This window comes from Clostridium sp. Marseille-P299 (genome assembly GCF_900078195.1).
GTDB lineage: Bacteria > Bacillota > Clostridia > Lachnospirales > Lachnospiraceae > Lachnoclostridium.
On record NZ_FJVE01000006.1, the window covers coordinates 588,535 to 609,424 of the forward strand.

At 33.6% G+C, this 20,890-nt stretch carries 18 protein-coding genes, 2 tRNA genes and 3 other annotated features; of the genes, 1 reads left to right on the plus strand and 19 read right to left on the minus strand.

Going from position 1 to position 20,890, the window contains the following annotated elements; translation table 11 throughout:
- Positions 1–148: 148 nt before the first annotated feature.
- From rlmB to ispF, 5 genes are all read right to left on the minus strand, one after another.
- Positions 149–892, minus strand: coding sequence for a 23S rRNA (guanosine(2251)-2'-O)-methyltransferase RlmB (gene rlmB / locus BN4220_RS06695; RefSeq protein WP_066714967.1), 744 nt, complete (start codon positions 890–892; stop codon positions 149–151).
- Positions 893–1,036: 144 nt separating this feature from the next.
- Positions 1,037–1,480 (minus strand): Mini-ribonuclease 3, encoded by a 444-nt coding sequence (locus BN4220_RS06700; protein ID WP_066714969.1) that lies wholly within the window; start codon positions 1,478–1,480, stop codon positions 1,037–1,039.
- Entirely contained in the window at positions 1,465–2,907 is a 1,443-nt protein-coding gene (gene cysS / locus BN4220_RS06705; protein WP_066714971.1) for a cysteine--tRNA ligase, read from the minus strand. Before cysS ends, BN4220_RS06700 begins: the two co-directional genes overlap by 16 nt.
- 31 nt (positions 2,908–2,938) lie before the next feature.
- Entirely contained in the window at positions 2,939–3,616 is a 678-nt protein-coding gene (gene epsC, locus BN4220_RS06710; RefSeq protein ID WP_347477067.1) for a serine O-acetyltransferase EpsC, read from the minus strand.
- 142 nt (positions 3,617–3,758) lie between these two features.
- Positions 3,759–3,976: a binding site (T-box leader), on the minus strand.
- Positions 3,977–4,177: 201 nt separating this feature from the next.
- The gene (gene ispF / locus BN4220_RS06715; protein WP_066714978.1) at positions 4,178–4,759 is read right to left on the minus strand and encodes a 2-C-methyl-D-erythritol 2,4-cyclodiphosphate synthase; all 582 of its coding nucleotides are present in this window, start codon (positions 4,757–4,759) and stop codon (positions 4,178–4,180) included.
- 303 nt (positions 4,760–5,062) lie between these two features.
- Between ispF and BN4220_RS06720 the strand changes: the two genes are divergently transcribed.
- The gene (locus BN4220_RS06720; protein ID WP_066714980.1) at positions 5,063–6,067 is read left to right on the plus strand and encodes a pectinesterase family protein; all 1,005 of its coding nucleotides are present in this window, start codon (positions 5,063–5,065) and stop codon (positions 6,065–6,067) included.
- 90 nt (positions 6,068–6,157) lie between these two features.
- Here the strand turns inward: BN4220_RS06720 and BN4220_RS06725 are convergent.
- The 14 genes from BN4220_RS06725 to BN4220_RS06790 form a co-directional block, all read right to left on the minus strand.
- A tRNA-Met gene (locus BN4220_RS06725) sits at positions 6,158–6,231 on the minus strand.
- A gap of 29 nt (positions 6,232–6,260) precedes the next feature.
- A tRNA-Val gene (locus tag BN4220_RS06730) sits at positions 6,261–6,333 on the minus strand.
- A gap of 83 nt (positions 6,334–6,416) precedes the next feature.
- Positions 6,417–7,841, minus strand: coding sequence for a transporter substrate-binding domain-containing protein (locus BN4220_RS06735; RefSeq protein WP_066714982.1), 1,425 nt, complete (start codon positions 7,839–7,841; stop codon positions 6,417–6,419).
- Positions 7,753–9,003: a tyrosine--tRNA ligase gene (gene tyrS / locus BN4220_RS06740; RefSeq protein WP_066714983.1), complete on the minus strand. Its 1,251-nt coding sequence runs from the start codon at positions 9,001–9,003 to the stop codon at positions 7,753–7,755. The genes BN4220_RS06735 and tyrS overlap by 89 nt, the downstream gene beginning before the upstream one ends.
- A 157-nt stretch (positions 9,004–9,160) precedes the next feature.
- Positions 9,161–9,451, minus strand: a binding site (T-box leader).
- Positions 9,452–9,514: 63 nt separating this feature from the next.
- Positions 9,515–9,946 (minus strand): GNAT family N-acetyltransferase, encoded by a 432-nt coding sequence (locus tag BN4220_RS06745; protein ID WP_082812180.1) that lies wholly within the window; start codon positions 9,944–9,946, stop codon positions 9,515–9,517.
- Between the two features lie 136 nt (positions 9,947–10,082).
- Positions 10,083–10,472: a bacteriohemerythrin gene (locus BN4220_RS06750; protein ID WP_066714984.1), complete on the minus strand. Its 390-nt coding sequence runs from the start codon at positions 10,470–10,472 to the stop codon at positions 10,083–10,085.
- 151 nt (positions 10,473–10,623) lie between these two features.
- A complete protein-coding gene (locus BN4220_RS06755) occupies positions 10,624–11,397 on the minus strand; it encodes an ABC transporter ATP-binding protein (protein WP_066714985.1) in 774 nt (257 codons plus the stop codon).
- A complete protein-coding gene (locus tag BN4220_RS06760) occupies positions 11,390–12,271 on the minus strand; it encodes an ABC transporter permease (protein ID WP_066714987.1) in 882 nt (293 codons plus the stop codon). The genes BN4220_RS06755 and BN4220_RS06760 overlap by 8 nt, the downstream gene beginning before the upstream one ends.
- A 23-nt stretch (positions 12,272–12,294) precedes the next feature.
- The gene (locus tag BN4220_RS06765; RefSeq protein WP_066714993.1) at positions 12,295–13,323 is read right to left on the minus strand and encodes an ABC transporter substrate-binding protein; all 1,029 of its coding nucleotides are present in this window, start codon (positions 13,321–13,323) and stop codon (positions 12,295–12,297) included.
- Positions 13,324–13,461: 138 nt separating this feature from the next.
- Positions 13,462–13,691 (minus strand) — a binding site (T-box leader).
- 107 nt (positions 13,692–13,798) lie between these two features.
- Positions 13,799–15,202: a transglutaminase-like domain-containing protein gene (locus BN4220_RS06770; RefSeq protein ID WP_066714995.1), complete on the minus strand. Its 1,404-nt coding sequence runs from the start codon at positions 15,200–15,202 to the stop codon at positions 13,799–13,801.
- Positions 15,203–15,378: 176 nt separating this feature from the next.
- Positions 15,379–16,332, minus strand: a complete 954-nt coding sequence (locus tag BN4220_RS06775; protein WP_066714999.1) for an ABC transporter permease — start codon at positions 16,330–16,332, stop codon at positions 15,379–15,381.
- Entirely contained in the window at positions 16,332–17,741 is a 1,410-nt protein-coding gene (locus BN4220_RS06780) for an ABC transporter permease (RefSeq protein WP_347477058.1), read from the minus strand. The genes BN4220_RS06775 and BN4220_RS06780 overlap by 1 nt, the downstream gene beginning before the upstream one ends.
- Positions 17,738–19,252 carry an ABC transporter ATP-binding protein gene (locus BN4220_RS06785; protein ID WP_066715442.1) on the minus strand — a complete coding sequence of 505 codons (1,515 nt, stop codon included), beginning with the start codon at positions 19,250–19,252 and terminating at the stop codon, positions 17,738–17,740. The genes BN4220_RS06780 and BN4220_RS06785 overlap by 4 nt, the downstream gene beginning before the upstream one ends.
- A 102-nt stretch (positions 19,253–19,354) precedes the next feature.
- Entirely contained in the window at positions 19,355–20,458 is a 1,104-nt protein-coding gene (locus BN4220_RS06790; RefSeq protein WP_066715001.1) for a BMP family lipoprotein, read from the minus strand.
- Between the last annotated feature and the right edge of the window lie 432 nt (positions 20,459–20,890).

The following is a 20,890-nucleotide window of genomic DNA, read 5'->3' on the forward strand; positions in this document are numbered from 1 at the left end:
TTTTATAGACAATGTTTTATTGGTGTAAAAACTATTGTAGAAATAACTACAAAAAGATATAAAATTTTAGAATTCTTTCTATCATAGTTTTTACACCGTTTTATATAACATTATATTTTACTTTTCAATTCTTTGTAAAGTGTATTCCTTACTTAAAATTTCTCTGTCTAACAATCTCATAGCTTAAAATTCCCATAGCCACAGAAGCATTGAGGGAATCAATGTCACCAACCATAGGTATCTTAGCTGTGAAATCACACTTTTCTCTTACAAGTCTTGAAACTCCGTCACCTTCAGAACCGATTACCAATCCAATTGGTCCAGTCAAGTTCTGGCGATACATTACTTCACCCTGTAGGTCTGCACAAACAAACCATAAGCCTTTTTCTTTTAACTCTTCCATAGTCGCAACTAAATTTGTTACCTTCGCTACTGGAGTATAGTTAATGGCACCAGCAGATGTTTTTGCCACTGTAGCAGTAAGTCCAACTGCTCTACGTTTTGGTATAATGATACCATGAGCACCTGCTTGATTTGCAGTTCGAATCATAGCACCAAGATTATGAGGATCTTCAATACCATCTAATAAAATAATAAATGGATCTTCTCCTTTTTCTTCTGCTGCCTTTAAAATATCTTCAACTTCTGCGTATTCATACGCTGCAGCATATGCAATAACACCTTGATGTTTCCCTGAATCTGAAATCTGATCCAAACGCTCTTTTTTAACAAAATTAATAATTGTGTCGCCTTTTTTAGCTTCACGTAAAATAGATTTAATTGGTCCATCTTGACAACCATCTAATATAAAAAGACGATCGATTGGTTTTCCTGCTCGAAATGCTTCTAATACTGCATTTCTACCTTCTATAGTTAGTTCTTCGTATCTCAAATTAACCTCCATACTGTCTACAAGCAGCTTCTTTCAGCTTGTACTAAATCATTTTAAATATAACCACTTAAAATTAAATTTTTATAGTGATATTCTTTTTTATATGTCCTTCTTGTAACAAAACTGTATTACCCACGTTCTATTCTAATCTTCACTCTCAATAAAACCAGCTTTATGCAACCCAGAATGCAACAGTTCAAAAATTCGGTCCATCTGTTCAGTCATATAAAGATATCCCATCAATGCTTCAAACCCCGTAGCAATTCGGTAATCACTCATGGATGCATTCTTCGCAACAGTAACAGACTTCGCATTTCTTCCACGCTTATAATATCCAAGTTCTTCTTCCGTCAACTCATCCATAATTGCATGTAAAATATCTTTTTGTGCGGATGCCTTCACCATCTTACTCGCATTTTGATGTAAGCGATTCACTTGGGCGTTTCCACGCTCCACTAGCATTGTACGTATAATAAGATCGTAAATACTATCTCCTATATACGCCAATGTTAGTGGAGAATAGGTACGTATATCTTTTTTTGAAAGTTCAAAAGTACTTTGCACTTTTGAAACTAAGCTCTCTTCCATTTCACACCTTCTCTAGTATCTTCAAGAATAATGCCCATATCAAGCAATTGATTACGTATTTCATCTGCTTTTGCAAAATCCTTGTTTTTTCTAGCAGCTTGACGAGCTGCAATAAGTTGTTCTACTTCTTCATCTAACATCTCTGTCTTTTTTTCAGTTTCAATTCCAAGTATATCACAGAGTGTAGTAATTTTGGTAAGAACTTTTTCAATCATTTCTTCACTGGAATCAACAGAAAGATTTGAATTTGATAATTTCACCATTTCAAAAATTGCAGTAATAGCATCAGCAGTGTTAAAATCATCATCCATTACGGTATCAAATTTTTCATGTAATGCCTCAAATTCCTTCCATAAACCTTGCTCTTCCTCTGTTAATCCAATTGTTGCATCTGCTTCGCAAGCAATTAATTCTTTCTCAGACATTTTATCTTTTTTTACACTTTGTAAATATTTTAATTGCGCAATTGCATTTTGGATTCTTTCTAATCCATTCTTAGATGCTTCCATAATCTCACGACTAAAGTTAATTGGGCTTCTATAGTGTACACTTAGTAAAAAGAATCGAAGAATTGATAATGGGAATTCTTTTTCAATATCTCTTACTGTAAAGAAATTGCCTTCAGATTTAGACATCTTCTTATTATCAATATTTACAAAGGCATTGTGCATCCAATATTTCGCAAATTGTTTACCACTGCATGCTTCTGTTTGTGCAATTTCATTTTCATGGTGAGGGAAAATTAAATCTTCGCCGCCTGCGTGAATATCAATTTGTTCTCCCAAATACTTTTTACTCATAACGGAACATTCAATATGCCAACCTGGTCTTCCATCACACCATGGTGAATGCCATGCTGGCTCTCCAGCCTTTTTCGGTTTCCAAAGAACAAAATCCATAGGATCTTCTTTTTCATCACTTACAGCAATTCTTGCACCAGCTTCTAAGTCATCAATGTTCTTCTTTGATAATTTTCCATACTCAGGGAAACTTCTCGTTTTAAAATACACAGTACCATTTTTTGCATAAGCATGGTCCTTTTCAATCAAATCCTCAATCATCTCGATCATTTCATCAATTTCTTCAGTTGCTTTAGGATTCTTAGTTGCAGGTTTTACGTTAAGAGCTTTTGTATCCTTCTTAAATTCATTGATATAACGTTCTGATATTTCAGATGAGGAAACACCCTCTTCATTGGCTTTTTTAATAATTTTATCATCTACGTCTGTAAAATTAGATACAAAATTAACTTCGTAACCTTTGTATTCTAAATAACGTCTTACCGTATCAAATACAACAACAGGTCTTGCATTTCCTATATGAATATAATTATAAACGGTAGGGCCACATACATACATACTTACTTTTCCCTCTTGTAATGGCACAAATGTTTCTTTTTGCTTACTTAAGGTATTATAGATTTTCATTTGAGTTCTCCTTCTTTAAATACTATTTCTATTATTTATTGATATCATCTTCATTTTCTATTTTTTTATCATTGATTTGCTCATGCAATTCATTGTAACGTAAGCTAAGTGAATGTATCGTTTTATCTAAATGATCAATCTGATTTTGAACTGGATCTGGTAAACGTTGATCCAAATCTTCACTTGGAACTTTAATATTATCTCTCTTTACAACCTTACCTGGCACACCAACCACTGTGGAATTCGGAGGGACTTCTGATAAAACAACAGATCCAGCTCCTATTTTAGAATTCTCTCCCACTGTAAAGGATCCTAATACTTTTGCTCCTGCGCTAATCATAACATTATCGCCGATGGTTGGATGGCGTTTGCCTTTTTCTTTTCCTGTACCACCTAAGGTTACTCCTTGATATAAGGTAACATTATCTCCAATGATAGCAGTTTCACCTATAACCACACCATGCCCATGGTCAATAAATAGTCCTTTACCTATGGTCGCTCCTGGATGTATTTCAATTCCTGTTTTTCTGACCGTACGCTGTGAAAACCAACGTGCAAGAAAATAATGTTTTCTTAAAAATAACCAATGTGCAATTCGGTGCCTTATAATTGCTTTAAAACTTGGGTATAAAAAAACCTCCCATGGGGTCTTAATCGCCGCATCACGTTCTTTTATAACTTGCATTTCTTCTTTTATGAAACGAATTATACCCATATCATTACCATCCTTCCTATAGATAAACATAATTTTAACTATGAATAGATTTTGGGCGTTGCGTTTTCTAATCTATAGGACAAAGCATTGTACACTTTTATATTCCATAAATTAAAAAAACTCCACCTCTTAATCATTAAGAGGCGAAGTTATCGCGGTTCCACTCTCATTTGTAACTCATCATAAGTTACATCTTTCTACTGATAACGGCAGTTTCCCGTGTTTAGGTACTATTTTCACTAAACAAGCTCCCAGATGCACTTCCCTTTACCTAAAATAAAGGATGCTTTCAGCCAATGACATCCTCTCTCTGTTACCGTTAGTATAGGTACTCTTTCTGTTCTTCGCTTTTTAATATTAATTTGTATTTATTCTATGCAAATTTTATATTTTTGTCAACCCTTTCACACACTCACGAATTGATTATCATTGCCATTAACCTTGCAGCTTCCAATTCATAAATCAATTACTCATTGGTGTATGCCTTACGACACCCGATTCATAAATTTTATCACTCACTGCCGCTAGTCTTGCAGCCTCCGATTCATAAATTAATTACTCATTACCGTTAGACTTGCAACATCCAGTACAACCGGAACAACGATCAGTGGCATCTGGATCATAAACATATGCTACTCCATCTTTTCCGTTATAAGAAAAATTCTCTACGGTATTTAATAAGCAAATTGCTTGAGAAGAAATTCCCTCTCCGCTACCGGTAAAACCTAATCCTTCCTCCGTTGTAGCCTTTATATTAACATTGTTTACGTCAATCTCCAATGTTTTTGCGATATTTTCAACCATTTTAGGAATGTAACTTGCTAATTTAGGTCTTTGTGCAACAATTGTTGCATCAATGTTTCCTATGATAAAACACTTTTCATCTAAGAGTTTTTTCACATGCTTTAACAATTCTATACTGGATACTCCACGATATTCCTCTTTCGTATCTGGAAAATGTTTTCCGATATCACCAAGTGCAGCTGCTCCAAGTAACGCATCCATAATCGCGTGGACTAATACATCTGCATCCGAATGACCTAGTAATCCTTTCTCATAAGGAATTGTAATACCACCTAAAATAAGTTCTCTATCTTCCACTAATTTATGAACATCATAACCTAACCCTACTCTCATCTTAACCTCCGTTCTTACTTAAGCTATATTCTAAGAAGTAAAAGGCAACTTCTGATAAGCTATACTATATGAAATTATATATTTTTCGTAATACTGTATTTATAATTTATTTAAATAGAACAACTTTTTCCTTAAATGTTCTTCCTTCATTTTATTATTATATTCAACGAATTACAATCAAAATATTTATCAATAATATTTTAACATAGTTTTTGCTTGTCATCCACCAAGGTTTTAGTATAATAAGCCTTAGGCAGATGCTTGAAATACAAAAGAAACTTACACATAGGAGGCCAGAAAATTATGATAACCGTTTCAATGCTTGGGGATGGTGATTTTAAAACCATTGGTGATGCTATTTTATCAATTCCTGATGTTCATGAAGAAACAATCACCATTTTCGTAAAACCAGGTATTTATAATGAAAAATTATTTATAAGGAAGTCGAATTTAAAAATCATCGGACAAGATCCTTTGACTACAGTGATTCGATATAATGATGGTGCAAAAAAATTGCGGGAGGATGGTAGTGAATATCGCACTTCAAATACCTTCACAGTTTTATTTGCCGGTAGAGATATCACAGTTGAAAATATAACCATTGAAAACTATGCTGGATATGGAGAAAAAGTGGGCCAGGCCGTAGCAGCCTATATTGCCTCTGATTGTACCGCTTTTTATAATTGCAGGTTTATTGCATTTCAAGATACTATCTTTGTTGGTGAAATCAATGAGGCTCAACTAGAAAAATTAATGCTACCTGATTATTTTAAAAATTCCAATACTCCAATCATGTTTCCACTTGTAAGAAATTATTTTGAAGATTGTTATATCCGTGGTGACGTTGATTTTATCTTTGGTTCTAATACTTGTTATTTTAATCGATGTACCATTGATTCTTGTGAATTACGAAGTGAAGAAACCGCTTATATCACTGCTGCAAATACTCCAATTTCACAAGAATTCGGCCTTGTTTTTTATGATTGTAATTTAATCGGTGATGCAAAAGAAAATAGTGTTTATCTTGGAAGGCCATGGAGAAGCTATGCAAAAACTGCATTTCTTCATTGTAATATGGAAGGTCATATTAAAGAGGAAGGCTGGCACAATTGGGATAAACCTAATGCAGAGGTTACTTGCTCCTATGTTGAATATGCAAATACAGGAGTTGGTAGTAAAACTAATAAACGTGCAAACTTTTCAAAACAACTAACAAATCCAGGATTAGAAGAATATTATCATCCACTCAATGTTTTACGTGGGGAGGATCTCTGGAACCCAGTTAGAACCATTGAAAATAATTTTTAGAAATGTACTTTAGTCGATTATCTAATTTCAATCAATACAACAAAAAACCTATCAATCGGCTAACGCCGTTTGATAGGTTTTCATTCATAGTAGCGAAAGAGGGATTTGAACCCACGACACCACGGGTATGAACCGTGTGCTCTAGCCAACTGAGCTATTTCGCCATATTACGTCATTTGACTGACCGTAAAAATGGGACCTATAGGACTCGAACCTATGACCCTCTGCTTGTAAGGCAGATGCTCTCCCAGCTGAGCTAAGATCCCATATCTCGTACTCACTTGCCGCGAGTACAAGATATATTATATTTAGGACAAGCCATTTTGTCAAGCATAAATTTAAATTTTTTTTAATTTGTTTTCGTTAGCACTGTAACCAAAAATCCATTGCTATAGACACCATTCTCTACAAAATGTCTTTTCTCACCATCCACATACAAAGCATATTCTTCTGTAAACAATTCTTCACCTAAGAACACGATATTTTTATAATGTAATTCATAATCATAACCTGTCAATACCGATAATTCTTTTAAACGTAACGTCTTTCTTTTTCGTTTTTTAAGCATAGATTTAAAATGTCTACTTGAAGTAATTTTACCTTGTTTTAGGTCAATATAAAACTTCTCAGAATCAGCGTCTAGTTTTATCATGAGTCGATTTTCTAAATCACGAATTCTCTTTCTTCTGTTTACATACTTCGTTATGTGTTTCGATGCATAAAAAATAATTAATACCGTTGCTGCTAAACCAAAAACATAAGTTGTAATACCTATTACGTGTCTCTTACTCGTTTCATCTTCTGAATCAATCTCATTGACAACGGATACGTTATCATTCACGTTGTGATACTCTAGATATATGTTTAATAAATCATTTAATAGTTCATTTAATGTTACATTCTCTGCGTTATAGGCAAAACGCTCGGTGAAAGGTATTGAGTAATCTAATATAGTATTTGCAGATTTTTCTAATAACTTATCCACATTATGGTTAAAATTACTCTCCTTTATTAACATTCCTTGTAATTCATCCCCATTTACTGCCTGAACCAAGTCATTGTATGAATTATATTCAATGGTGTGGCCTTCAAAAACAGTATCCTTTACCAAAGGTGAAAATCTTTCTTCAATTCCCCAATAATAATTCGAAACTGCTTCCATGGAAAATGTCTTATCGTTTCTTCCAACCAAGATTAGATTATTCTTAGTAATGCGATCTGAGAATGTAATATTTTTAGAGTTGGATAACAAGTTTTTCTCATAAAAACTTGGTTCTTCCTCGGAAGTTATCAGCATACCTGTTAAAATCTGAATCTCATTCTCTTCTAATTTCTCCAATGCTACTTGATAATCCTCAAACTGAACCATTTTAAAATCAATGTTTAATGCTTCTTTAAAATAAGCGATGATATCATAATATAATCCTAAATCCACTCCCGATTCGTCTGTATAGGAAAAAGGATAATCGTTGGTATCACCAATTGCATAATAAATACAACCATAAGTTTCTTGTAATAATTGTATCTTATCAATTTGTGACTTGTAAAATAGGTCTAGACTTTCTTTCTCCTCTAATTGTTTTTGACTTAATTGTGAATTCGCCTGTACGGTATACTTCGTAAAAGGTATAATCAAACAGATGTACAAAAAAGTTAAATTCAGAAGATAATGCTTATAGCTCTTTCTATTTTTCTTGCTCCTTTGCTTTAACGTCTTGAATCCCTCCTGCTTTTCGTAATCGAATAAATTTTTTCTTACCGATTCGTAGCACATTTTCATCCTCAACTAGGACGCAATCAATATCTAGGATTTTCTCTCCATTCAATGAGACGCCTCCTTGTTTTATTAATCGACGAAATTCACTTCCTGATGCCACAAGTTTATTTTCTAATAACAACGGCACAATGTCAAGTAAAGTTTCCATTTCTTTTGGCAGATCTAGTTCAGGCATTACATCAGGAATTTGACCATCTCTAAACACTGTTTTAAAATATTCTTCCCCTGCCTTACTTCCTTCTTCTCCATGGTAAAGTTCAGTAATAATACGTGCAAGCTTAATTTTTATATCCCTCGGATTTCTTCCATCTTCCATTTCTTGCTTCATTACTTCGATATCATCTGGATGCTCGTCCGTAACTAATTCAAAATAACGGATAATTAACTCATCTGGTACTTCCATAACTTTTTTAAACATAACTTCAGGTGATTCACTTACCCCTACATAGTTACCAAGACTTTTACTCATCTTTTCTTTACCATCTAGCCCCTCTAGTATAGGCATAAACATTGCAACCTGTGGCTCTTGCCCAGCATCCTTTTGAAGTACACGCCCAAATAAGACATTAAAGGTTTGGTCCGTTCCACCAAGTTCAATATCAGCATGAATTTTAACAGAATCATATCCTTGCATTAATGGGTAGAAGAACTCATGTAAACCAATTGCTTCATTTCTTTTGTAACGGCTAGTAAAATCATCTCGCTCTAATAATCTTGCAACGGTAGTAGTTGCCGCCAATTTAATAACATCTTCGAAATTTAATTTACTTAGCCATTCACTATTAAAATGAACCTTTGTTTTATCTTTATCTAACACTTTAAAAATCTGTTCTAAGTAAGTAGCAGCATTTTCTTTTACTTGCTCATCAGATAGTGGTTTTCTAGTCTTAGATTTTCCTGTTGGATCACCAATTTTTCCTGTAAAATCACCAATAATAATAACAGCTTCATGTCCTAAATCTTGCATTTGTCTAATTTTACGTAATACTACCGTATGACCAAGATGAATATCCGGTGCGGATGGATCCAGTCCTAATTTAATAATTAAAGGGCGTTCTTCACGAATGGACGTTTCTATCTTATTACGTAATTCATCCTCACTTATAATATCAAAAGCACCTTTTTTCATAATTTTTAATTGTTCTTCTACACTTTTCATTTTATTCTTTCCTTTTCCTCTTATAATCTATAACATAAACCCCATAGTCAAACCCAGAATTTATAAAGCATACATCAATTTTAATAACGCTAAATATAAGGACAACGCTTTATCGCATTTATTTCTTATAAAATAAAAAAATCCCGTCCCTCTTATACAAGAGGGCGGGATATTATCACGCGTTACCACCTCAATTTATTAACTGCTCACGCAGCTAACCTCTTCAAGTACTCATAAAGATATTAAACTTACCGGTCAATTTAATATAATATGGTTATACTCTAGCACGATAACGGGTGCAGGAATCCGTCAACAGCCTACTAAAAGTTTCCTTCGTTCGGTGTGATGCTCTAAGATGTATTCAAAATTAGTCCTCATGCGCCTCTCATCCACCGGCAACTTTCTGTTTGATTCATTAATTTCTACTCTTTCTTTTCACAGCTTTAATGTTATGAAGTTTATATTAATGTTCACTATAGCAAATATTTCTACTCATGTCAACCACAAAATTCTATACTACTCTTTGCATAAACCTAGCACCAGCTCTAACAAATCCAAACTTTTCATAAAAATGGTGTGCATTCTCAGTTACTAACATTCCGCTTAAACCACTTAAGTCCTGATCTTCTATGATAAATCTCATCAGCTCTTTTCCCAAGCCTAAATGCTGATGATTCTTTTCTATTATAACATCACACAAATAATAAGTAGTTGCATAATCGGTAATAACTCTTGCAAACCCTACTAATTTTAGGTCCTTGTCACGAACTCCATAGCAACGAGAATGATTGATACTTCTTAATGTTAATTCTTCGGAACGTTTATCAGCCCAGTAAGTCTGCCTTAATAATTCCATGACTTCATCCAATTTGATATATCCTCGACCAACATAAATACAATAATTCTGATAATAAACATATCGCTTTCCTATTGCTGGCTTCATATAATACTCCTTAACACCTATCTCTACTATAGTGTATTACTAAGTATGCAACTCTAGGAAATTTTTTTAATTTTTAATGATAGGACAATAAGAACAAAAGTGTGCTTCACACACTCCAGCGAGCAAATACTATATATTATTCGACAATTAATTTATCCGTTTCAAGGATATGATTTACTAACCAGTCATAGATAAAGTTTAGTATGTCCATGATAATACTGTCTTGGTTTTCCTCTAAATCATTAATCTCTATCTCATTAATTTTGTCTAAAAACTCTTGATGTTGTACTTTATGAGATAAAAATCTCTTGTATTTGATGCTTTCCATATAAGCTTCTTCTTCTGTAAAATGTGTTGCTGTATACTCTCTTAATTCATTTATTAATGCAACGATATGATCATACTTATCTACTATATATGCATTGCTTAATAAATTATATGTATCCTCTGCAATTTGAAAAAGCTTCTTATGTTGCTCATCAATACTGTCAATACCAATATAATACTCGTCCTTCATTTCAAACATACTTACCTATACCTCCTAGTTTTAAGAACAATAGCTTTACGTTAACATAAACAATGTTATTTTTCAACATATTATTCATATTTATCCAATAGAAATAATTAATTTTTACTTATTTCCTCGTGGAGAGGTAAGTAGTTTTAACTAATATTTACTAATTTCCACATTCAATACTAATATCATTAAATTTACGAAGAATGTCATCAATGTTCATTTCATCTTTTTCGCTATTTGCTTTATCAAGGACAACATTTCCTTGATGCATCATAATAATTCGATTACCATATTCAATAGCGTATCTTAAATTATGTGTTACCATAATTGTAGTAAGCTTCTTTTCTTTTACTACTTTATCCGTTAATTCCATGATAATATCTGCGGTTTTAGGATCTAGAGCTGCGGTATGTTCATCAAGGATTAAGAATTCGATTGGAGTCATGGTAGCCATAATTAGCGCAATTGCTTGACGTTGTCCTCCAGATAAGGAACCAACTTTTACATTTAGCTTATCCTCTAATCCAAGATTCAAAATACTAAGACTTTCACGGTAATAATCAATTCTTTGGCGGTTTGTTCCTGGCTTTAAGTTAAATGATTTTCCTTTGTTATCCGCAATTGACATATTTTCAAGAATCGTCATGCTTGGGCAAGTACCCATCGCTGGATTTTGATAAACTCTACCAATATTTCGGTTTCTTTTATGTTCTGCTAATCCTGAAATGTCTTTTCCATTCATTAGTATTTGACCAGAATCCAGTGGAATACTTCCACAAATCAAATTAAGCATAGATGTTTTACCTGATCCATTACTTCCTACCACTGAAACAAATTCTTGATCCAAAATTTTTAAATTAAAAAAGTCGAATAGGCACATTTCATTAATCGTACCAGGATTATAGTACTTATTAATATTTTTTAATTCAAGCATTGATCTTCACCTTCCTACTTTTTTTCCCGCTTATTACTAAAATGATAAGGAATAATACAGATGTTACTAATTTTAAATCAGAGGCAGTTAATCCAATCTTAATAGCTAGTGCTACACATGCTTTATACAAAATTGCACCAATAATAACTGCTGTTGTTGGTTTTATAAATCTATTGTTACGAAACAAATTCATACCAATAATAACATTTGCCAATCCAATAACGATTGTTCCAGTACCTATGGATATTTCAAAATAGCCATTCATTTGGCAATATACACTACCTGCAAGTGCAGCTAAAGCATTCGCAATCGCAAGTCCTAATATTTTGATACTACCTTTATTTATGGCTAAGGAGGTTACCAATGTTTCATTATCACCAACCGCCTTTAATAGATATCCTGATTTTGTTTTTAAGTATAAATCCAATAATATTTTAACAATAATTACGATAATTAATAAAATACTAATCGTAATATAATCACTAAATTTATCACTCACTATTTTATCTAACCATGAATTTTCAAATATGGATTCTTTACTAAATATCGGGAGATTCGCCTTCCCTGCTATTCTCAAATTAATTGAATATAACGCAGTCATAACAATAATTCCTGATAACAAGTCTCTAACTTTTAGTTTTACATGTATGATACCAGTTATCATTCCAGCAAGTGCTCCTACAAAAAAGGAGATAATTAATGTTAACACAGGATTTACTCCTGCAATAATTAATGTAGCTGTTACTGCAGCTCCAAGGGGAAATGTTCCGTCCACCGATAGGTCCGGAAAATCCAATATTCGATACGTAATATAAACGCCAAGCGCCATAATCGCGTACACAAGTCCTTCTTGTAAAATACCTAGTATTACCATAGCATTACCTCCACATAAATTACCTATTCTTCTGATATCGTATCAAATACTTCTGCTGCACTTTTCACTAAGTCTTCAGGCAATTCAATTCCTAATTTTTCTGCAACTGCACTATTGGCATAAAATGAAGCCTCTTCAATGATTTCAAAGTTAATCTCACTTGCCTTTTTCTCACCCTTTAAAACTTTGGCAGCCATTTTACCAGTTTGAATTCCAAGATCATAATAATCAAGGCCAACCGAGGCAAGACAGCCTATTTTAACTTGCTCTATTTCACTACCAAACACTGGTATATTCTTTTTATTTGCCTTATCAATGATTAATGGTAGGGAACTTACTACCGTATTGTCTGTTAAGTTATTAATACAATCTACTTTTCCAAGGATATTGTCAGTTGCAAGAGAAATATCTGCTGAAGTAGAAATACCACTTTCTACAATTTCAAAACCATACTTTGGGGCTGCCTCTTTATATTCTTCAATGGCTGCAATGGAGTTTACTTCACTTGTTGAATAAATAATACCTATATTTTTTGCATCTGGTAACACCTTACGAATCATTTCTAATTGTTTTTCTACTGGAAGTTTATCAGAAGTACCAGTAACTTCACCTACCGGTGTTCCATCTTCCTTCGCAAGTTCTGCAAGAATTGGATCTGTTACAGCTGTGAAAATAACTGGAACATCTGATTTTTTCGTACCACTATAAGCACTTTGTGCCATTGGTGTAGCAATTCCACAGATTAAATCAACTTTTTTGGATAAAAAGTTATCAATGATTTGATTTCCTGTAGTAACATCTGCTTGTGCATTATCATATAAAACTTTTAAATTTTCATTTTCAACATAACCTTCTTGCTTTAAGCCTTCCAAAAATCCTTCACGACAGTTATCTAGTGATCCATGTTCTGCAAACTGTCCAATGCCGATTGTTACAACGTCACCTACATTGCTTCCTACTGTGTCTTGGTCCTTTGTTCCACAAGCTGCAAATGTTCCAATAATAAATAATGTGGTAAATAATAATGCAATTCTCTTTCTTAAATTTTTCATAACGACTCCTCCTAAAATGATATTTTAAATTGTTGTAAATTTGGTAATTAGAAAGGGGCGTTATCAAATTGAAGATAGGAATCGCAATTTCATTTAATTTTACCTTTACAATAAAAAAAGTCCCAAGCAAATTACTTTGCTTGAGACGAATAAAATCCGCGGTACCACTCAATTTGACATAAAGTCCTCTTTACATATACCATCATATATGCCATACAAATAACGGTTATGGATTCCGTCAACCTCTACTCTTCTTCAAGGTTGCCCTCAAAAGCCCATTCAGCAAAAGACTCCTTATCGCAATCACACCACCTGCGACTCTCTGTAAATTCATACTTAAGCTTACTCTTCTTTCTCAACGGTTTCAATTATGAATATGCTGTTATGATAATACTTTAATTTGAAAAAGTCAATCCTAATTTTTAATTTTTTCCAAAGGATTCATCTTCATTTTTCTTTTACACAGTTTCATCCATTAGATTTCATAACACTCAAGAACTTCTCTAATTGCATCAAATTCATTATATGCAAGCCCTCTATCATTATATTCGATTTCTCCACGTTGGTTATCATAAGGATCTGCACGCATGAATTTTTTTGCTGGATAAAACTCTTCTTGAAATCCTATATTTGCTGGCATACGAAATGGATCAATATTACCAAAATAAAAATCCCAAATCTCATACTCTCCTAATCGATAGGCATCCCCACCATAGGAACAATCCGCAAATAACCATCCATAGGGTGCAATATAAAACTGTGCCCAATCATGACTACTTGCTGTGTAAGGCGTTGTATAAAGACCGGATTGCCATCTTGCAGGTATTCCCGCAATACGACAAAGAGTAATAAATAATAAAGATTGTACTCCGCAATCTCCTTTTCCACTAAGAGCTGCATATTCAGGAATATTTTCAATCGTAAAATATTCACGCATGAAAGAATAGTGAATCTTTGTTGTTACGTAATCATATATTTTTCGAGCCTTTTTTAATGCATTGGTTTCTTCACCAATAATCTCAGCTGTTAAGGATTTTAGATATGGAGTAAACATAATATGAGGTGCTTGTTCTTGTAGAGCTTCGCTATGTTGTTTGGTAACATCAACAATCAACTCATTTGAATTTACATAACTAACTTTATTATTATATTCATATTCTATGGTAAATGCTTCATTCTCTAATAGATTTGTTTCAAAGTATATTGTCCTTTGTGACTGCTCTTCATCTGCTATCGCTGTTTCTTTCGGCTCTACTTTAAGTATCTTAACCTCAGAAACCTGCTGGCATTTCGTAGGAATTGGAATATGTACGTGTACAATTCCTTGCTTAAATGCTTCTTCTTTTATCTTAACGCTCGCTCTAAGTTTAAAATGATATGTAAGTTCCTTTTTTTCTTTTAAGGATCGAATAACCTCTCTTAAAGCTTGTTTTTCTAAATGCTCTATGCTTTCTTTTTTGAACTCTCCTTTCCCTTGTTTTAATTGGAATTTTTCTGCACGTTCTTCTAATTCCTTATTAACTTTTAAAAGCGTACTTAAGAATCTTCGAAAATAACGGACTTCACCATTCACATAGATCCAATCGATTTTACTCTCTTCTTGATATTTTAAAAATTCTTCCTTCGTAAAGTCGTGAATAACTTCCTTAACCATCTCAAATGCATCTTCAAAAGATATGGTATATTCTTTTTCTAATGTGCTTAGAATCATCTTTTCAAGTTCTAATTTCTTACGTAATGCAGTAGGTATTTCTGACTTTAATCGAATATCAATTAAATTTTTAGCTCCTTTAAAATCTCCAAACCATTTCTTTTTTAATATATCTTCAGGCAGTTCAATATTTAAACACTCAATGTCTTTATAATGAAATTCATACATATTATTTCCCCATTCTTACACACATTCTTTGTAAATAACACATTTCGCCGATTTTTTCCATTATACACCTATAAAAGATTTTTTGAAACATAAATTAATGAGGGTGTCATATTGACACCCTCAATGAATCAGCCAAGCAATTTGTAATTACTAAAATACATTTCATTTATAACATACTATCTCTGCCCCTTATCATACGGTATTCCCGCTGCCCTTGGTGCTTGAGACTTCTTCGATGTAAATGCCAATACTACCAATGTAGCAATATAAGGTATCATTTTATATACATAACTTGATATACCTAAACCTGCTAACGACGGGATTCCTGAATATGAGGATGCAATTGTCTTCATCAGTCCAAAAAACAGAGCTGCTAAAAGAATTCGTATCGGTTTCCACTGTCCAAAAATTAATACAGCTAAAGCTAAAAATCCATAACCTGCTACTGTTGCATTAAAGTTCGTAGAATTCGGTATTACAAATACTAATCCACCAATTCCACCAAGTGCTCCTGAAATTAATACTCCTGTATATCTTATTTTAATAACACTAATACCAACGGATTCTGCCGCATGAGGATGTTCTCCACAGGCTCTTAAACGAAGACCAAATCTCGTTTTATACAGTACAATTACAGAGACTATTAAAATTATAAAGCCTAAATATGTTGTAATGTATGCACGTTTAAAAAACATGTCTCCCAAAATTGGTATTTTCCCTAGGATAGGAACTTCATTGATTCGAAACGTATTATTAAAATTAATCTGTTGAATATTTTGAATCTGTCTCGCAGTAAATATCGCAAAAGCAGGCGCAAACATATTTAGTGCAGTAGCACTTATGGTTTGATCCGCTTTCATATGAATTGATGCATAGGCGTGAAAAAATGAAAACAACATACCTGTTATTGCAGCAATAAAAATGGCTAGTATTAGTAGTGGCTGTCCACTCATACGGTCTTGAAGTAAATTAATACTTAAGATACTTGTAAATGCTCCCATAATCATAATACCTTCCAAAGCGATATTTACAACACCACTCCGTTCTGAGAACATCCCTCCTAATGCAACGATCAGTAGAGGAATTGAGAAAAACATCATTTGACGAAAAATAAAAAACAAAGTATCCATTATTCTTTCCCTCCCCGATTTACTCTTTCAATGGAATCATTCTGCTTGGTACCATCTTGCTTTGATTCTTCTTGCTTTAATTCCTCTTGCACTGTATCATCCTCTTGTACCGTATCCTCCTCTTGCACCACTTCTGGATGCAAAATTTCCTTGCTCGCTTCTTCATAATCTTGTTCGATAAACTCTTCTTCCTCTTGAACTTCCTCAAGTTCCTCCTCATCCCCATATATATTAGGATCTAGAGGCGCTGGTATTTGCATACTCGCGGTATCTGGAACTGTTGCAAGTTTTTTGCTAGCAAATCGATTAGAAAACTTAGTCATTACAGCTCTTACAAACAATGCAAATGCACTAAAATAGATAATTACCGCTATAATAATATCAATGATTTCTTGTGAGAATTCATATAATTGTAGATAAAATCCACCTTGCTTAATATACGCAATAAATAAGCCAGCAAATAATATGCCAATTGGATTTGACAAACCTAATAAGGCAACTGAAATACCATCAAATCCAGCGGATGCAAGTTCATCAATTACCTCAATATGTTTTCCCGAACCTGCCAGATATAATAAACCACCACCTAATCCAGATAATCCACCGGCAATTGTCATAGATAAAATAATACTCTTTTTTTCGTTAATACCTGCATATTTACTTGCATTTCGGTTAAGCCCTACTGCGCGTAGCTCATATCCAAAGGTTGTTTTATTAAGGATAATATAAATAACAATAGCCACTACAATTGCAATAATAAAGCCAGCGTTTACATATGAACCTGTAAATATTGTGTTTAATCCCCATCTAGGTATAATCGCACTGGTAGCCACAGGCTTTGAACGATTGTTATATGAATCGTATAAGGTTGGGTTCTTTAAAACTGCCCAATTCACAATATACATGCCAATATAATTTAGCATAATCGAGGAGATTACCTCATTGATATTCATATAAGCTTTTAAAACTCCGACCAAAAGAGCCCATAACGCTCCTGCAAAAACCGCTGCTAATAAGGCAACTATCCAGTGAACTTTACCAAGTGAGACAAATGTTAATCCTACAAAAACAGCTGCAAATCCTCCCATAGTAAACTGCCCTGACGCACCAATATTAAACAATCCTGTCTTAAATGCAAACCCAACCGACAAACCAGTACAAATAATTGGAGTTGCATAATAAAACACCATGCCAATTCCATAGGTACCTTCTGATAATGCTCCTGTAATTATTGTTAAAAATCCTTCTGCTGCTTGTGATGGGTTACAAATCAAAAGAATTAGAAATCCAATTAATAATCCTAAGGCTATAGCAAATACAGAAGAAGTAATACCAAAATTAAAATTTTTTTTACGAGATGATGTGCTAATATTAGGACTCACGTTAATCTTATTCCTTTCATTTTTCAACCTGCTTCCCCCCTTTTTGAACCAGCCATGTATAACCCTAATTCTTTCGTTGTTACCTTTAAAGGATCTAAATCTGCAACAATCTCACCCTCATACATTACCAATATACGATCACTTAAATTCATTACCTCATCTAGCTCAAAGGATATGAGTAAAACTGCCGTTCCATTATCACGTTCGTTAATCAGCTGGCTGTGAATATATTCAATTGCACCTACATCCAGGCCTCTGGTAGGTTGCACCGCGATTAAAACATCTGGATTTCGATTAATTTCACGAGCAATGATTGCTTTTTGCTGATTACCTCCAGACATACTTCGTACAATAGTCACAGGTCCTTGTCCACTTCGTATGTCATATTTTTCAATCATATCTTCCGCTCTTTTTAAAATTGCTCCACGCTTTAAAAACCCGCCACTTTGAAATTCTTCTTTAAAATATTCTTGCAAAATCAAATTATCTTGGAGGGAATAGTCAAGTACCAGGCCGTGTTTATGTCTATCCTCTGGGATGTGAGATAAACCATGTGTATTTTTATACCGAACGGTTTTTCCACTAACTTCTTCATTATTTAAAAATACTTTACCAGAATCCATTGGCATCAATCCTGTAATTGCTTGTATAAGTTCTGACTGCCCGTTACCATCAATACCAGCAATACTAACAATTTCGCCTTTTCGGACTACAAAACTAACATCATTTACGATGCTTTTTTTCGCACCCTTTTGTTTTGTATTAACAGTTACTCCCTGCAGTTCTAAAGCAATAGCTGTAGGGTTTGCAACTTTTTTATTCACTTTGAAATTAACTTTTCTACCAACCATCATTTCAGACATTGTTTCCTTGTCTGTTTTTGATACTTCAACGGTTCCGATGTATTTGCCTCTACGTAACACAGAACATCGATTGGCTACTGCTTTAATTTCATTAAGTTTATGTGTTATAAAAAGAATTGATTTTCCTTCTTTTTCAAGACTTTTCATAATCTTCATAAGTTCATCAATCTCTTGCGGTGTTAAAACAGCCGTTGGTTCATCAAAAATTAATATTTCATTGTTTCGATATAGCATTTTTAAGATTTCAGTACGCTGTTGCATACCAACGCTAATATCAGATATATAGGCATCTGGATCGATTGCTAAATTATATTGTTCACTTAATTCCAGAACCTTTTTTCTAGCATCCTCCATCTTTAATAAGCCACCTTGAACAGATTCCACACCTAAAATAATATTTTGTAATACCGTAAAGTTATGCACTAATTTAAAATGCTGATGAACCATACCAATTCCAAGAGCATTCGCGTCCATTGGACCTGTTATTTTAACTTCTTCACCACGCACTTTAATAATTCCACTCTCTGGTTGATATAGCCCAAACAATACACTCATTAAAGTTGATTTACCAGCACCATTTTCTCCAAGAAGTGCATGGATTTCACCTTTTTTAAGCTGTAAATAAATATTGTCATTTGCTATAATACCAGGAAACTTTTTGGTAATCCCTTGCATTTCAATAATGTATTCCACAGATGAAACTCCCTCCTATCGGATAAAGAAGGGTGCTGCAAAATTTAAATAAATGCTATTTTGCGACACCCCTTTTTTGTCTTATTATTCAACTACGGTAATGGATACATGAGGTACTGATAGATCTTTTACACTAGCTATATCTTTATCTCTTTCTGGTTTATATTCACCAGATACTAATTTTGAATAAAGGGTTTCGTACTGTTCTTTACTAAATGTTTTAAATTTAGAAGTTTCCATTGGTAGACCTACACCTTTTCCTGTTACATCAAGTGTTACAACTTTTCCACCAGGGAAATTACCATCATAAAACATTTTAATACCATCGTATACGGAATTATCCAGTAATTTCATAGCTGATGTTATTACTGTATCTGATTCTGGTGACTGATCTACGTCAACACCAATTACTTTACCATTGTTATCTTGTGCTGCAGCCATAACTGAGTTACCAACCGCACCACCACAACCAAATATAACTTCGGTTCCATTCTGGTACCAAGAAGCTGCTGTTGTTTGTGCTTCAGGTGTTGCATCAAATCCACCAGTATAATGATACATCATACTGATATTATCAACTCCTAATTCAGATGCTGCTTGATTTGCACCTTGTACAAAACCATAACCAAATCGAACAACTGGTGGTAATGCCATACCTCCCATAAAGCCTAACTTTCTATAACCGTCCATAACAGCTGCATATCCAGCTAAAAATCCTGCTTGTTCTTCTGCATAGTAAATTGCATATACATTATCTTTTATTGTATAATCAGTATTCGAATCAGTGCCTTTTGATGGTTGACTATCCAAGATGATAAACTTTACATCTGGATATGTAGTCTGAGCTTCAAAGACTGCCTCTGTAAACTTATATCCTGGACAAACTATTAATTTTGCTCCACCACGAACTGCAAGACCTATGGTCTCAATGTAGGAAGCAGTTGTTGCTTCTGCTGGTTGATAATACTTATGGGTTTTATTATTCTCTTTTGCATAACGCTCAAGCCCTTCCCATGAACCTTGATTAAAAGATTTGTCATTAATAGTACCAACATCTGTGACCAATGCTAACTCATACCCGCTCTTTTTTCCCTCTTCCCCTGGTGTAGTTGTTCCTTTTTGGCCACATCCGATTAATAGGGTTGTCGTTAGTACAACTAGCATTACAAGTGATAACACTTTCTTCATAAAAATCCCTCCATCATCTAAGACTTGCTTTTATTTCATATAGAACTTGTCCATATGATATATATAGATCTTAAAACCATTTATTCATCTATACGAATAGTATAGCCAATAAATTGCTTAAGTATCTATCATAGAAATGAAACATTTACCTTATAATTTGTTAGTTCTATATTCTTTATGCAGAAAGTATCTCAATTTATTAATTTTTTATCCTAAAGTTTCTATTTACATATTTTAACATCCTTAGGAAAACTATATCATACTTAAAATAGCCCGTAAAGATACCACAAGTAAGTTAAACTATTTCTAACTGCCATATTTCTACTTTATATTACTTTTAAAGTCAAAATACGATATAATACTACTTTTTCTTGTGTAAAATACATGTAATACGACTGAAAAATAACCCAGAATCAAAGATATGCAACGTTA